Origin of the sequence: Croceicoccus hydrothermalis (assembly GCF_022378335.1) — a bacterium.
Lineage (GTDB): Bacteria > Pseudomonadota > Alphaproteobacteria > Sphingomonadales > Sphingomonadaceae > Croceicoccus > Croceicoccus hydrothermalis.
The window spans coordinates 1-14,074 of record NZ_JAIQCI010000067.1 but is presented as its reverse complement, the minus strand read 5'-3'; the positions used below and the strand labels follow the sequence as shown (position 1 = coordinate 14,074).

Sequence of the window (14,074 nt, the reverse complement as noted above, 5' to 3'; positions counted from 1 at the left end):
CCTCCTCCTCCTCCTCCTCCTCCTCCTCCTCCTCCTCCTCCTCCTCCGCCTCCTCCTCCGCCTCCTCCGCCTTCGGCACCGGTTAACCTCCGCAAGATCACGCTCGAGAAATCCAATCCGAGCGTGAGCTTGACGAAGAAGGGCGACAGCTTTGGCGAGATCGTCCTCAACCTGAACTGGAATGCGGGAAGCGCCAAACGCGGTTTCTTTGGCGGGTCAAAGGCTGTCGATCTCGACCTCGGTGTACTTTTCGAACTTCAGGACGGGTACCGCGGCGTCATCCAGGCGCTGGGCAACCAGTTCGGGGGATTCCATTCCGAACCGTGGATCGAGCTATCGGGCGATGATCGCACCGGCGCAGTCGCTGCGGGCGAAACCATCCGCATCAACGGCAAATACTTCGACCGCATCAAGCGGATCGCAGTCTTCGCCCTGATCTACGACGGCGTGCCGAACTGGCAGCAGACCGATGGCATCGTGCGCATGAACATCCCGGGTCAGCCCGAGATCGAAGTGCAGATGAACGAAGGCCGCAATGACCGCCGCCTGTGCGGTATCGCGCTCATCGACAATGTCGGCGGGCAGATGAAGGTCACCCGACACATGCAATATTACCAGAACCAGAAGCCCTTCGCCGACGACATCGGCATTTTCCTGCGCTGGACCGCAGGTTCGAAGGACTGATCGCCACTCCAGGCCGCCGGTCATCGCGCCCGGCGGCTTTTTCAATAGGGGGGAACCCAAATGCTCAAGAACTTCTACGGCTCGATAATCTTCACGATTATCTGCCTCACGCTCGCCGGCGTTGTCGGCTATACCGAAAGCGGCGGCGCGCTTGGCGTTGCTGCAACGATGGTCTTCATCGCTGCCATTCTCGGCGTCATGGAAACCTCGCTCAGCCTCGACAACGCGGTCGTCAATGCCTCGGTCCTCAAGGACATGGACGAGAAGTGGCAGAATCGCTTCCTCACCTGGGGCATCGCCATTGCCGTGTTCGGCATGCGTATCGTCTTCCCGCTCGCCATCGTCGCGATCGCGGCATGGGTATCGCCATGGGAAGCACTCTCCATCGCGATCTCCGACAAGACGCGCTATGAAGAAATCGTCACCGGCGCCCATGTCGGCATCTCCGGGTTCGGCGGCGCATTCCTGATGCTGGTCGGCCTGACCTTCTTCTTCGACGATGACCGCGAGCACCACTGGCTGGGTTTAATCGAAAAGCCGCTCTCTGCTTTCGCGAAGATCCCGTTCTCGCCCTATATCGCGACCGCCGTCATTGTGGCCGCCCTTTCGCTGCTTGTAGAAGGTAGCGAACGCCAGACTTTCCTCATCGCAGGCCTGTCGGGCGTCGCCACCTTTTTCGCGGTCGAAAAACTCGGTGATCTGCTTGGCGGCGAAGAAGATGCAACCGGCAAGGTCGTCCGTTCGGGCGCCGGCGGTTTCATCTATCTTGAATTCCTCGACGCATCATTCTCCTTCGACGGCGTCATCGGCGCCTTCGCCATTACCAATGACATCCTGATCATCGCTCTTGGCCTCGGCATTGGCGCGATGTTCGTGCGATCGATGACCATCGCGCTCGTTCGCGGCGGCCACCTGTCGGAATACCGCTATCTCGAGCCGGGCGCGTTCTATGCGATCATCGCTCTGGCCGTCATCATGCTGATGAGCATCCGCATCCATACGCCCGAGATCGTGACCGGCCTTATCGGCGCCGTTCTGATCGGCGCGGCCTTCTGGGCTTCGGTCCGCCACCAGAAGCTCTTCCCCGAAGAATACGAGGAAGATGGCGATGCCGATGCAATCCTGCCGACCGGCGACGTCCAGCCCGACGTCCACACCGCCTGAATGGCAAGCGGCGGGAGCGAACCTCCCGCCGCCACCGCCAGTGCCAACCTAGAAGCGCGAGAGACACAATCGTGAACATGATGATGGGCGCCAATGCGCCAGTTCAGGGAGATGCCGTCGGCATTTCCTGGCTCGAAAATCCCATCGGTGCCGATCTCGATATCTGCGCGTATCTTCTCGATGCCTCCGGAAAGGTGCTGGGCGATGAGGGCATGGTGTTTTACGGCCAGACGCAAGTCCCCGGTGTGGCCATGGCCGCAGTAGGGAAGGGCGCAACCTTCCAGATCGACTATGCCGCCATTCCAGACCAGATCGAGCGCATTGCACTATGCGCTGTACTCGACACGGATAAGTCACCCGCTGCCGACCTCGCGCAAGCCAAGCAGCTTACCATGGCAATGGGCCAGCTGACCTTCACTATCGATCTTGCCGGGAAGAGCGAAAAAGCGCTCATCATCGGTGAGGTTTACAAGCGCAACGGCGCTTATAAGCTGCGCGCCGTCGGACAGGGCTTCGATGGCGGCCTCATGGCAATTGCAACCCATTTTGGCGTCGATGTGCAAGCCGATCCAACCGATTCTGCTCCGCCGCCGGTGGCATCTGCACCGGCACCGGCACCGGCACCGGCACCGACGCGCCCGCCCGAACCCTCACCAGCACGGGCACCGGCACCGGCGCCCGCCGCTTCGACCATCTCGCTGAAGAAGGTCACGCTCGCAAAGGCCGAGAAGGTCAGCCTTGCCAAGACAGGCGGCGCCATTCGCGCGCTGCTTTCGTGGGAGGGCCGCGGCGCAGGTGACGGCGATCTCGATTTCTACTGCTTTTACGTCACCAAGGAAGGCAAGAGCGGCAAGGTCTATTGGAAGGACCTTGGCTCGAGCGATTCCTTCCCCTTCATCGCGCATTCGGGCGATGCGTTGCGGGCAGGTGAAGAGGCCATCGTCATCGAACGGCCCGAGACGCTGCGCTACGCGCTGTTCGCGGCCTATTCCGCCGTCAAGAACGGCGCGGGTTCCTTTGGCAGCTACCGCCCGAAGATGACCCTGACCGATCAGGCCGGCAACGAGGTCACGATCCCGCTGCTGAACCCGAACCACACCTCATACTGGGTGGCCATTTCGCATCTCTCCCTGGGTGAGACCGTCGATATCGAGCATATCGAGACCTATGGGAAAAATGGCTTCCCACACATGATCGCCGCCGAGCGCGCGCCGCGCCTGCATCCCGACGGAAGCTGGGATGTCAGTAAGGGCGAGATCGAATTCAAGAAATAGCCGGTTTTCAAGGCGCGTTGCACCCATGGCGGAAAGTGCGGCGCGCATCCGGTTTCATTCCGCCAAGAACCTCAAGAAAGGACTACGATACCATGGCAATTTCGCTCTCCAAGGGTGGCAATGTCTCGCTCTCGAAGGAGGCTCCCGGTCTCGACCAGATCATGATCGGCCTGGGCTGGGACGTTCGCGCAACCGATGGCAAGGACTTCGACCTTGACGCCTCGGCCTTCCTGCTCGCCTCGAGCGGTCAGGTGCGCTCGGATGCCGACTTCTGCTTCTACAACAACATGAACGCCGCTGGCGGCGCGGTCATCCACCAAGGTGACAACCGCACCGGTGAAGGCGAAGGCGACGACGAGCAGGTGCAGATCACCCTCAGCAAGATGCCGGCCGATGTCGACAAGGTCGCGATTGTCGTGACGATCCATGAAGGCGAAGCCAATGGCCAGTCCTTCGGCCAGGTCTCGAACGCCTTCATCCGCCTCGTCGATGAGAAGACCGGCAAGGAAGTCGTCCGCTATGACCTGTCGGAAGACGCTTCGACCGAAACCGCGATGATCCTCGGCGAAGTCTATCGTCACGGCAGCGACTGGAAGTTCCGCGCCGTCGGTCAGGGTTTCGCTGGGGGCCTTGGCCCGCTCGCCAAGAACTACGGCGTGAACATCGGCTGATCTCTGGCTGCTCATGACGGGCAGCCAGGATGCAATTGGTCGCCGGGGCAGACGCTCCGGCGACCAGCCAACTCATTTCTACGACCAGGAACGCTCACACATGGCAGTATCGCTCCAGAAAGGCGGCAACGTCTCTCTCTCCAAGGAAGCTCCCGGGCTTTCGTCCGTCACCGTCGGTCTTGGCTGGGACGTTCGCAAGACTGATGGCGCCGCCTTCGACCTTGACGCATCGGCCTTTGCCGTTGGCCAGGACGACAAGGTGCTCTCCGACGCGCATTTCGTCTTCTACAACAACACCAAGACGCCCGATGGCGCTGTCATCTACGGCGGCGACAATCGAACCGGTGAAGGCGAGGGTGATGACGAAACCATCAAGATCGACTTCGCCAAGCTTCCCGCTGACGTGAAGAAGGTTGTGATCGCGGTCACCATCCATGAAGGCCAGCAGCGCGGCCAGAACTTCGGTTCGGTCTCAAACGCCTTTGCCCGCGTCGTGAACGATGCCGATGGCAAGGAACTTGCGCGCTTCGACCTCTCTGAAGATTCGAGCATGAATGCCGCCATGGTGTTCGTCGAACTCTACCGCCGCGATGGCGACATCAAGGTGAAGGCGATCGGCGAAGGCTGGGAATCCGGTTTGGCTGGCCTCGCGTCCTCGATGGGCGTCAACATCGGCTAAGCCAGGCGGCGGCGCCGCATCTTGTCCCTGCGCGCCGCCGCCACCTCCCTGTCCCTTTTCCCAAAGAAACTCCCGCTCGATGCGTATCTGGTTCAATCGCGGTTTCTCGCTCGCTCCCATCGCCCAGGCCATGCTGGCCGCTGACAGCTCGCTTGAAGTGCTCGTCAGCGTAGGTGAGGGTAGGCTGGCATATTCCGGTCCGACCGAGACATTCGAAGAACTCAATCTCGAACCATCGGAATATGTGGATTGGGTCCGAGACCAGATTGCCCAGCGCCAGATCGACGTCTTCGTGCCGACCCGGCTGCGCGAGCATTTCTACGATGCGAATCTTCCATGCCGTGTCCATTTTCCCTGCTCGAGATCCAATTTTCTGGTGATCGAGGACAAGCAGGCCTTTTCGGACGCCACCGCCAACGAGCCCTTCCATCTGCCAACATGGCCCGCCTCATCTGCCGATGAGCTGGAGGAGAGGCTGGCGCTGTTCCGTGCCTGGCATGATGAGAGCCTCCCCTGCGTCAAGCCGCGCAAGGGCGTAAACGGTCACGGCTTCTGGAAACTGCCCAAGGATGTCGCGCCGAGCGCGCATCTCCTCCATCCCGAATTTCACACCATGCGATCCGATGTTTTCATCGCCGCGCTGCGCATTCAGGAACGGGAAGAACCGATCGCCCCTCTGGTGTTGATGGATTATCTGCCCGGTCCCGAAATCTCCTTCGACGTGCTCGCGCATGAAGGCCAGATTCTGAAATATGTCGCGCGCACCAAATTCGACCGGCGGCAGTCCATTCAAAGCCCGCACTTCCTCGAAAGCGAAGCAGCCGTACTGGCCGCGCGCTTTATGCTCCATGGCCTCGTGAACCTGCAGTTCCGCAAGGCCGCAGATGGCAGTTGGAAAATCCTCGAGATCAATGCCCGCCCTGCAGGCGGCAGCATCTATGCCGAGGATTATGGGGCTGGCCTCATCGCCGACTGGGGCGGCCTCCTGAGCAGCAGGCTGACAGCTAACGACATCAAGCCGGCGAAGATCGATATCGAATTCGAGACCACGAGAATTCGCAGGCTCATCGAGAAGAAGGAGGCTGCATGACACAGGCAATTTCCGGTCAGCGCATCACGCTGACAGGCACCAGCGAAATCCTGATCCGCTTTGCTGGCCGCGATGCTTCGCGCCTTTCCGTGGCGGTCTTTACCGGCAGCGGTGCGCTTCACCCTCTCGACCAGATGGGAACGACCGATTGGCGGCTGTCGGGCTGCAATTACGACAAACTCGAGATCGTGGCCTACATCACGGACGACAAGCAGGGCGGCTTCGTCAATTCAGCCTATCCGTGCACTGTCACCATAGATGGAACGAGCTACAGCTTCCCCGAACCTGTCGAGCAGCTCGCGGCCGTCATCATCGGCGAAATCTACACCAAGAGCGGGACTGTTCGCATGAAGGTATCGAACGAAGGCTTTACCTTCGGTATCGATGCCTACGCGCGGGCCCGTAATCTCGGCGACCTTCCGATTCCGAACCGCAGCAGGCCGCGCGACAATGCTCCCCGGCCGTTGCCGTGGGGCGACAATCCCTCTCCCGATCGGAGCTCGCCATGGGGTGAGCCGTCACCGCCACCTCGCGGAGGCGCATTTGCAAGCGGTAGCGGCGTACTCATCGGCTCGAACCTGATTGTGACGAATGCCCATGTGATCGATGGTGGCAACGAGTTCGCGCTCGGTCGCACCCAGCAGCGACTGGTCCCGGTTGCCGTTGACCCGATGCACGACCTCGCGCTCCTGCAAGGACAGATACAGGGCGAGCCCCTGCCGATCCGGATCAATTCGCCTGTATGGCTAGGCGAGGCCGTAATGGCCGCCGGCTATCCGCTGATGGAGGTGCTCGGCGCCGACCTCAAGGTCACGACCGGCAATGTCTCAGGCCTCACCGACGGACAGGGCGATGTATCGCGCTTCCAATTTTCAGCCCCGATCGGATCCGGCTCGTCGGGCGGAGCGATCATCGATGAGGAAGGCAATCTCATCGGGATCACCTCTGCATCGCTCGCGCACCAGAATTTCCGCGACCGCGGCGCAATCTCCGAAAACGTGAATTTCGGCATCCGCGCAGCCATTGTCTTCGAGATGATCGCTGCTGCTGGCATGCCGCTTCCCACGACCGCTGCCCAGGCAGGCGGCAATCGGCGCGATGTCACAAACCGATTGCGCAACTCGGTCGTCTCCATTCTCGTCTCGGCATAGGAGTACCCATGGGTTTCCGGTTCCAGAAACGCATTTCCATTCTTCCCGGCGTTCGTCTCAATCTCTCCAAGAGCGGCGCCAGCTGGTCGGTCGGTCCGCGCGGCGCCTCGGTCAATATCGGAAAGCGCGGCATTTTCGGAAACGTCGGCATCCCCGGGACCGGTCTCAGCTACCGGGAGCGCCTCGACAAGCCTGAAGGCCGCGCATACGCGCCCGCCCGTCCGTCCGCAGCAGCCAGCCTTCCCGATCGTGTCGTCGCGCGCATGACCGGCAACAAGGTCGTACTTCTCGACCCGCAGGACAGGCCGCTTGATCCCGAACTGGTTCCGGCCGCCAAGCGCCTGATGAAAGATGATCTCAAGGTCTTCCTCGAAGACCACGCCGCTGACCGAAACACCGAATTGCAGAAGCTGCGCTTTTTGCATCACGATATTCCGCGCACGACAGGAAGCGTTACGGCCGGCAATGCAGGCAAGCCGTCACGCGAACAATTCTTCGATCAGGAGTCCTACATGGATGCGCTGATGCGCTGGCGTGCCGAACAGGCCAACAGCGGTCCCGATGCCGATGCGCTCGCTGATGCCTTGCTGGTCAGCCTCGGTGCGCTTGACTGGCCTGCAGAGACCAATATTGCGCTCGCTGTCACCGGCGGCCGCGTGCTTCTCGATGTCGATCTTCCAGAAATCGAGGATATGCCCGATGCAACCTGGAAGCCCGTCTATACGCGGCTCGAGCTCGTGCAAAAGCCGATGACGAAGAAGGACCATGGCGGGTTTTATCTCGATCACGTCTGTTCGATCCTGATGCGGCTCGCAGGGCATAGCTTTGCCACCAGCGCCGACATCAAGACCGTCGCCCTGTCTGCCTATACCCAGCGCGCTGCAACGACTGGCCGCGTTGACGACGAATATGTCGCCACCGCCGAAATCACCCGTGCGCAGTGGGCCGAAGTCGACCTTTCCGGCCTTGGCCGGATCGACCCCCACCAACTGCTGCGGTGCTTTGGCGCGAAGATCGAAACGAACACGCGCGGCAAGCTTCTCGTTCAGACCCCTCTTAGCTGAGATCACAGGCCTGAAGCCGGATGAAAGGAAAAGACCTTGGAAACTGCAATGATGGGCGAGACGAAGACCGTCGAACTCGTCACTGGGACGCTGGACCTCGAAGTCGCCAAGGGACCGCCCATCGACGAGATGTGCGATTTCGCAGCGCGGGCAAACCCGAAGCGCGGCTTCCTGATCGTCTCCAAGGTGCTGGGCCGCCACATGCCCGCGCGCCCGAAGCAGATGCGCGCGACCATGCGGCAGCTCGCAGAAGGCATTAGCCAGCAGCTACCCGAGCCCATCTTATTCCTCGGAATGGCCGAAACTGCGACTGCGCTCGGCCAGGGCCTCTTCAGCGCCTACCAGCAGATGACCGGACAGAGCCTCGTCTATCTCCAGACATCCCGCCAAAGGATGCCCGGCGCATCGGTTCTGACCAGCTTCGAGGAAGGTCACAGCCATGCGACCTCTCACATGGTGCAGATCGCACGCCCCAACCTTGAAACCACCATCGCCAAGGCACGATCGCTCGTAATCGTCGATGACGAAAGCAGCACCGGGAACACGTTTCTTGCCGCCGCTGAGGCCATGGTTGCCGTCATGCCCGCGCTCGAGACCATCGAAACAGTCTGCATCACCGACTGGAGCGACGGCGCCTATCTCGCTTCCATGCCCAAACCCGCGCGAGCCGTCTCGCTGCTGGCTGGCCGCATGAAATGGACCAAGGGCGCAGAGCACAAGGCAGCGCCCCTTCCGTCGGGCTCAAACGAAGCAGGCGCGGCGCCAGCTTCGGCCATGAAAAGCCGGGGCGGCATTACCATGACCGATATCGCGACCCGGCCGTTCGCCTCTGCCCGCAAAGGCGAGCGCGTTCTGGTGCTGGGCGACGGCGAGCATTCCTACGAAGCTTTGCGCATTGCCGAAGACATCGAACGCCAGGGAGGTATCGCCGCGGTCCAATGCATCACCCGCAGCCCGGCGCTGCTCGGCCATGCTATGCAAAGCGTCTCGCATTTCGATGATGCCTATGGCTCGGGAGCGCCCTGCTATCTCTACAACATCCTCTCGCACCAACCCGAGCGCATCATCATCGCATCCGAAAAACTCGGCAACCAGCGCATGAAGGCGCTGGAGGCGCTGCAAGAGCTGGGCGCGGATATCCCGGTCGAACTCTATGAATGCCGCTACGAGGGCGGCAATTGATGGGCCCGCTCGTTCTCACCGATCTCGACGACACGCTCTTCCAGACCCTGCGCAAGTGCCCGCCCGTCATGGGCGACTGCAAGCTTATGTCGACGTTGGCCGATGGCAGTCCGAGTGGCTACGCGAGCGACCGACAAGTCCGCTTCATCGAATGGCTCAATCACGGCCTGATCGTTCCTGTCACCGCGCGCAGCCGCGAAGTGCTTGAGCGGGTCGCGATCCGGCAGGCTCCGGCCATCTGCGCCAACGGCGGCTGCATCATCGATGGCGCCGGCAACGTCGATCAGGACTGGCATGCGCATCTGAAGGCTGAATCGCTCGAGATCGATCCTGTTCGCGAGATCCATCTGCTCGCAACCGACGGGCTTGTCTCATTCGCATATCGGCATTGGATCGTGCAGGAAGGCGACCTCGAGCTCTATTTCGTGGTCAAAGCCAACGGAGACGATCTCAGCATTCTCGATGAGGCTGAGCGCCGCGCAGCCATCCATGCGCCGCAGGGATGGCGTATCCACCGCAATGGCAACAATCTCGCCGTGCTGCCGCCCTGGCTCAACAAGCGCCACGCGGCCCGGCACCTGATTGAGATCCGGCGCGAGAGCGATCCTCATCTACCGGTCATCGGCATCGGCGATAGCCATTCCGATGTTGGTTTTATGGACCTGTGCGATTTCGCGATGACACCGACGAACTCGCAGGTCTGGACCCTGCTTACGAAGGAGAATGGCTGGTGCAGCTGACCGCTCATAAAGAAGGGAAAACCATGCATTTTTCCGGCAGCTATGCTCCCGAAGACGTCCGTATCCTCTTGAAGCCCGCCCAGATCGAGGCAACTCCGGTCGAAGAAAAGGAAGCCCTTATCCAGTCGGGTAAGCGGCATTATTCCGAGATGCTTTCAGCCGAAAAGGTGCCGGACGAGCGATACATGACCCTGTTTCGCGAGGCACTGAGCCGCAACAAGACCCGCCTGCGCTATGACATCGATTTGCTCGCCCGCATGATCCGCGCGCGGACGCAGACGCATTTCAAATGCGTGCTGGTCTCGCTCGCTCGCGCAGGCACGCCGATCGGGGTCTTGCTGAGCCGATCACTGAAGCGCCTCGGCGTCGAGGTTCACCACTATTCCGTGAGCATCATACGCGGAAGGGGCATCGATGAGAACGCGATGCGCCATATCCTCGAGCGCCATGACGCAAGGCATATCGTGTTCGTCGACGGATGGACGGGGAAGGGCGCAATCACCCGGGAACTGGAGACCTCCCTCGCCAAGCAGCGTCTCGGGATCGCGCCGTTTCTCGCCGTGGTAGCCGATCCTGCCGGCACAGCGCACCTTGCAGCGACAAGCGAAGACTATGTCATCCCGAGCGGGCTGCTCAATGGCATCGTTTCCGGTCTCATCAGCCGCTCGGTTCTCAACGAAGATATCGTCGGAGAGGACGACTTCCACGCCTGTCTCTTCATGGAAGAGCATCGCAGCGCTGACCTCAGCCGGGCATTCATCGACGCAATCGATGCCGTCGTTTTCTCCCGTAGCAGCCAGTCGCCGTGGAGCGTGGAGATCGCAGCCGCTTCCCAGCGGGCCTGTCAGGACCTCCTCGCCACCATCATGGAAAGCAAAGGCGTAAGCGATGTGAACCGGATCAAGCCCGGCATTGCCGAAGCAACCCGCGCGATCCTGCGGCGCGTGCCGGACAAGGTCATTTTGCGCGACCTCGACGATCCTGAAGTCCAGCACATGATCTATCTCGCCGAGCAATCGGGCGTGCCCGTCGAACAGCGCGACATCGGAAATTACCGCGCGCTGACCATCATCAAGAAACTCGGAGGCGAACAGGAGTGAGCAGACACATCCTAGGGGCGACCCTTTATATCCCCGCAACGCGGCCCAACATCGAAACAACGCTTCACGACGAGGAACTGGGCCTGCGGTCGGCCGTCATCTGTCTGGAAGATTCGGTCGGTGAGACCGACATCGAACGCGCCCAAGCGGCGTTCGGGCAATTCCTGTGCGACCACCAGCCCGCTGGGGAATGCCGCGTCTATGCGCGCCCGCGCGACATTGCCATGCTGGCCTGGATGCTCAGGCAGCCGGGCATCGAGAAGATCGCGGGTTTCGTCCTTCCCAAGATCACGGCAACCAATATCGGCCAATGGCTCGAGCTTCTGCTGAACAGCGAACATGCCATCATGCCGACGATCGAGGGCGAAGAAGCCTTCGACCTTTCGGCACTCCAGACAATGCGCGCGCAGCTGCTGCCGTTTGTCCGACGCGTCGATGCAATCCGGATCGGCGGCAACGACATCCTTAACATCCTCGGAGCACGCCGCTCAAAGAATCGCACAGCCTATGACGGCCCGCTCGGGCAGGTCATCCGCGACTTCGCGGCCACCTTCATCCCGGCAGGTTTCAGTGTTTCCTCGCCGGTGTTCGAGCATTTTGCCCGCTTCGACATTCTCGAAGAGGAAATCGAACGAGACCTAGAGCATGGCGTCATGACCAAGACCGCTATCCATCCAGACCAGGTACGCCAGATCCATGCCCTCTACCGTCCCCGCGCAGATGAAGTAGCCGAAGCCCGGGCAATCCTGGCATCTGATGCTCTAGCCGTATTCGGGTCGAACGGCAGCATGTGCGAACCGGCCACGCATCGTTCGTGGGCTGCTACCATAATGTCGAGGGCGCAGGCTTTCGGGATCGAGACCCACGAGAACGTCACACCGATCCGCGTCGCCTGATATGCCGAATTATCCCTCACAAGGCCGTTTCTCTGCCGAAGTGGGATAATGTCCGGCGAATCATACAATATTCAACCGACATGCAATACTTCGGCATAGAATGTCATCAAAGGAGCCGCCTGTGTCCGAACTGACCCTTACAGCTCCAGAACCCGTGAAGGCTGTGCCTGTCAATAAGGCCGCCGGGCTCGTTCCCGTCGATGAGAAGACGCGCAGCGAGCTGCAGGTCAAGGTCGACAGCTACGTGCGCGACCTCATTTCGGTTGATGCGCAGAGCCCCGAGTTCTCGGTAAAGGTGGGCCAACTCACGAACATCGGCCAGAAAGAAGTCACCGCGCTCGCTGGCCAGTCGAACCGCTTTCTCGACCGCCCGACCAAGTCGATGGAAGGCGAGGGCAGCGTTGGCCAGAGCCTTATCGAGCTGCGCCATGTCGTCGAAGACCTCGATCCCGGCCGCAACAGCAAGCTGCTTCAGCCGCGTAAGCTCTTCGGCATCATTCCGTTCGGCAATAAGCTGAGGGCTTATTTCGACAAATACGCCTCTTCCCAGACCCACATCCAGTCGGTCCTGACCCATCTCGCACGCGGCAAGGATGAGCTGCTGCAGGACAATATCGCGATCGATACCGAGCGCCGGAAGATGTGGGAGCAGATGAGCAAGCTTGAGCAGATGATCGTCATCGCCCAGAGCCTCGATGCGAAGATCGAAGACGCTGCCAACGACCTCGATGCGACCGATCCGAACAAGGCGAGGGCGCTGCGCGAAAGCGCGCTGTTCTATGTCCGCCAGCGCACGACCGATCTCCTGACCCAGATGGCGGTCACGGTGCAGGGTTATCTCGCGCTCGATCTCATCAAGAAGAACAATGTCGAGTTGATCAAGGGCGTCGACCGCGCCTCGACCACGACCGTATCCGCGCTTCGCACCGCGGTGACCGTCGCGCAGGCGATGGCCAACCAGCGTCTGGTCCTCCAGCAGATAACCGCGCTCAACACGACGACATCGAACATCATCGACAGCACCAGCAACCTGCTGCGCAGCCAGACCGCGGACATTCACGAGCAGGCCGCCTCCGCGACCATCCAGGTCGAGGTCCTGCAGCGCGCCTTCCAAAACATCTACGATACGATGGACATGGTCGACGATTTCAAGGTCAAGGCGCTTGGCAACATGAAGCAGACCATCGACACGCTATCGGCGGAAACCGAAAAGTCGAAGGGCTATATCGCTCGCGCTCAAGGATCGGTGCAGGCACAGACAGGCAGCTCACTTCTCGGGATTGCCTGATCGATGGGCTTTCTGGTTTCAACGCTGCTTTATGCAGCAATCTCGGTCTTCATAGTTTTTACCGTGCACCAGCTGATGCATAAGGAGACCGACTTTAAGCACTGGCTTAGAAGTCGAAAACCACGCATTCCACCACCCGCCAATTCGATTTCACCCGATGACCGCCTTATACCATCCCGCCATGACACCGGCACTGCCAATCCAGGAGGAGCGTCCATGAGCAAAAATGGCCTGTTCAGCCGGATCGCACGCGCGATCGCCGGCGATGCCGCACCGCCGCAGCCGCCGGTGCCGCCGGCACCGGCCGTGGCGCCTGTCATCGTGCATTACGAGGATGATCGTATTCCCGAAGGGGCAAAGGAAAAAGTCAGGCGTATCCTGGCCTGCCTCAAAGAGGTCGAGGAGCTCATGGCGCGCGAGAGCGTCGAAGGCTTCACCCGCGTCGATGTCCAGCAAATGCGCGAGCAGCACCTTCCCAAGTTGATCAAGAGCTACATCGACATCCCGCCGGCGCACCGTTCGGAGATCTTTCGTAAGTCTGGCAAATCGGCGAGCTATGTGCTCGAAGACAGCCTCGCGCAGATGCAGACCAAGATCGATGACATCATGCGCAATCTCGCGCAGCACGATCTCGATGCCTTTGCCGACAACACGCGCTTCATCAAGGAGCGTTACACGAACACCAATCCCTTCGATTGATGGCGAGGGCAGCGTTCATCAACGAACTCCAGTGGATATCAACCAGCGTTCAAATCCATGATTCTCGAAGTCGTCAGCCCCGTTGCTTCAACAAGATTGCATTTCACACAGGTCAATAGCATCAAGCGTGATCGCTGAGATAACCGGTCCGTGCAGTACATTTCAGCTTCCGCTTTCCTTGCTTCTTCTCCAGAAAGCTGCCGGTCCGCTATTGGTGCTGTGGACGGCTCTCCACCCTCCTGCGGTAATATCGCAGGGTTGAGCTGGAAGGAGAGTCGAGATGGGCGAAGTCGTTACGATCGGTCTGGTGACGTGCTCCCCTGAAATGTGACCGGTTTTTGGTAGAGTCCGACGCAAAGGAGTCGGACGAGAATGAAGCGAAGCAGGTTCAG

The 14,074-nt window shown here is 60.4% G+C and carries 14 protein-coding genes; all 14 read left to right on the top strand.

Annotated features, from left to right (window positions below):
• Positions 1–123: 123 nt before the first annotated feature.
• Positions 124–684, top strand: a complete 561-nt coding sequence (locus K4G67_RS17155) for a TerD family protein (protein WP_239807463.1) — start codon at positions 124–126, stop codon at positions 682–684.
• Positions 685–744: 60 nt separating this feature from the next.
• Positions 745–1,848, top strand: coding sequence for a DUF475 domain-containing protein (locus tag K4G67_RS17150; protein WP_239807462.1), 1,104 nt, complete (start codon positions 745–747; stop codon positions 1,846–1,848).
• Between the two features lie 77 nt (positions 1,849–1,925).
• Positions 1,926–3,122, top strand: a complete 1,197-nt coding sequence (locus K4G67_RS17145; protein WP_239807461.1) for a TerD family protein — start codon at positions 1,926–1,928, stop codon at positions 3,120–3,122.
• A gap of 92 nt (positions 3,123–3,214) precedes the next feature.
• Positions 3,215–3,793 (top strand): TerD family protein, encoded by a 579-nt coding sequence (locus K4G67_RS17140; protein WP_239807460.1) that lies wholly within the window; start codon positions 3,215–3,217, stop codon positions 3,791–3,793.
• 100 nt (positions 3,794–3,893) lie between these two features.
• Complete coding sequence (locus tag K4G67_RS17135; protein WP_239807472.1) at positions 3,894–4,472, top strand: TerD family protein; 579 nt, start codon at positions 3,894–3,896, stop codon at positions 4,470–4,472.
• A 130-nt stretch (positions 4,473–4,602) separates the two neighbouring features.
• Positions 4,603–5,562: an ATP-grasp domain-containing protein gene (locus K4G67_RS17130; protein WP_239807459.1), complete on the top strand. Its 960-nt coding sequence runs from the start codon at positions 4,603–4,605 to the stop codon at positions 5,560–5,562.
• On the top strand, positions 5,559–6,713 hold the full coding sequence (locus K4G67_RS17125; RefSeq protein WP_239807458.1) for a S1C family serine protease: 1,155 nt from the start codon (positions 5,559–5,561) through the stop codon (positions 6,711–6,713). Before K4G67_RS17130 ends, K4G67_RS17125 begins: the two co-directional genes overlap by 4 nt.
• Positions 6,714–6,721: 8 nt before the next feature.
• Positions 6,722–7,777, top strand: a complete 1,056-nt coding sequence (locus K4G67_RS17120) for a DUF4236 domain-containing protein (protein ID WP_239807457.1) — start codon at positions 6,722–6,724, stop codon at positions 7,775–7,777.
• A 48-nt stretch (positions 7,778–7,825) separates the two neighbouring features.
• Complete coding sequence (locus K4G67_RS17115; RefSeq protein WP_239807456.1) at positions 7,826–8,959, top strand: phosphoribosyltransferase domain-containing protein; 1,134 nt, start codon at positions 7,826–7,828, stop codon at positions 8,957–8,959.
• Positions 8,959–9,699 carry an HAD family hydrolase gene (locus K4G67_RS17110; RefSeq protein WP_239807455.1) on the top strand — a complete coding sequence of 247 codons (741 nt, stop codon included), beginning with the start codon at positions 8,959–8,961 and terminating at the stop codon, positions 9,697–9,699. The genes K4G67_RS17115 and K4G67_RS17110 overlap by 1 nt, the downstream gene beginning before the upstream one ends.
• On the top strand, positions 9,690–10,799 hold the full coding sequence (locus K4G67_RS17105) for a cysteine protease StiP family protein (protein WP_239807454.1): 1,110 nt from the start codon (positions 9,690–9,692) through the stop codon (positions 10,797–10,799). Before K4G67_RS17110 ends, K4G67_RS17105 begins: the two co-directional genes overlap by 10 nt.
• Positions 10,796–11,695, top strand: a complete 900-nt coding sequence (locus K4G67_RS17100) for an HpcH/HpaI aldolase/citrate lyase family protein (protein ID WP_239807453.1) — start codon at positions 10,796–10,798, stop codon at positions 11,693–11,695. Before K4G67_RS17105 ends, K4G67_RS17100 begins: the two co-directional genes overlap by 4 nt.
• A 100-nt stretch (positions 11,696–11,795) precedes the next feature.
• Positions 11,796–12,983 carry a toxic anion resistance protein gene (locus tag K4G67_RS17095; protein WP_239807452.1) on the top strand — a complete coding sequence of 396 codons (1,188 nt, stop codon included), beginning with the start codon at positions 11,796–11,798 and terminating at the stop codon, positions 12,981–12,983.
• A 3-nt stretch (positions 12,984–12,986) separates the two neighbouring features.
• Positions 12,987–13,682, top strand: coding sequence for a hypothetical protein (locus K4G67_RS17090; protein ID WP_239807451.1), 696 nt, complete (start codon positions 12,987–12,989; stop codon positions 13,680–13,682).
• Positions 13,683–14,074 lie beyond the last annotated feature (392 nt).

Coding starts and splice junctions, on each gene's coding strand:
- K4G67_RS17150 (WP_239807462.1), top strand. CDS start 745: ATGCTCAAGAACTTCTACGGCTCGATAATCTTCACGATTATCTGCCTC.
- K4G67_RS17145 (WP_239807461.1), top strand. CDS start 1,926: ATGATGATGGGCGCCAATGCGCCAGTTCAGGGAGATGCCGTCGGCATT.
- K4G67_RS17140 (WP_239807460.1), top strand. CDS start 3,215: ATGGCAATTTCGCTCTCCAAGGGTGGCAATGTCTCGCTCTCGAAGGAG.
- K4G67_RS17135 (WP_239807472.1), top strand. CDS start 3,894: ATGGCAGTATCGCTCCAGAAAGGCGGCAACGTCTCTCTCTCCAAGGAA.
- K4G67_RS17130 (WP_239807459.1), top strand. CDS start 4,603: ATGCTGGCCGCTGACAGCTCGCTTGAAGTGCTCGTCAGCGTAGGTGAG.
- K4G67_RS17125 (WP_239807458.1), top strand. CDS start 5,559: ATGACACAGGCAATTTCCGGTCAGCGCATCACGCTGACAGGCACCAGC.
- K4G67_RS17120 (WP_239807457.1), top strand. CDS start 6,722: ATGGGTTTCCGGTTCCAGAAACGCATTTCCATTCTTCCCGGCGTTCGT.
- K4G67_RS17115 (WP_239807456.1), top strand. CDS start 7,826: ATGATGGGCGAGACGAAGACCGTCGAACTCGTCACTGGGACGCTGGAC.
- K4G67_RS17110 (WP_239807455.1), top strand. CDS start 8,959: ATGGGCCCGCTCGTTCTCACCGATCTCGACGACACGCTCTTCCAGACC.
- K4G67_RS17095 (WP_239807452.1), top strand. CDS start 11,796: ATGTCATCAAAGGAGCCGCCTGTGTCCGAACTGACCCTTACAGCTCCA.
- K4G67_RS17090 (WP_239807451.1), top strand. CDS start 12,987: ATGGGCTTTCTGGTTTCAACGCTGCTTTATGCAGCAATCTCGGTCTTC.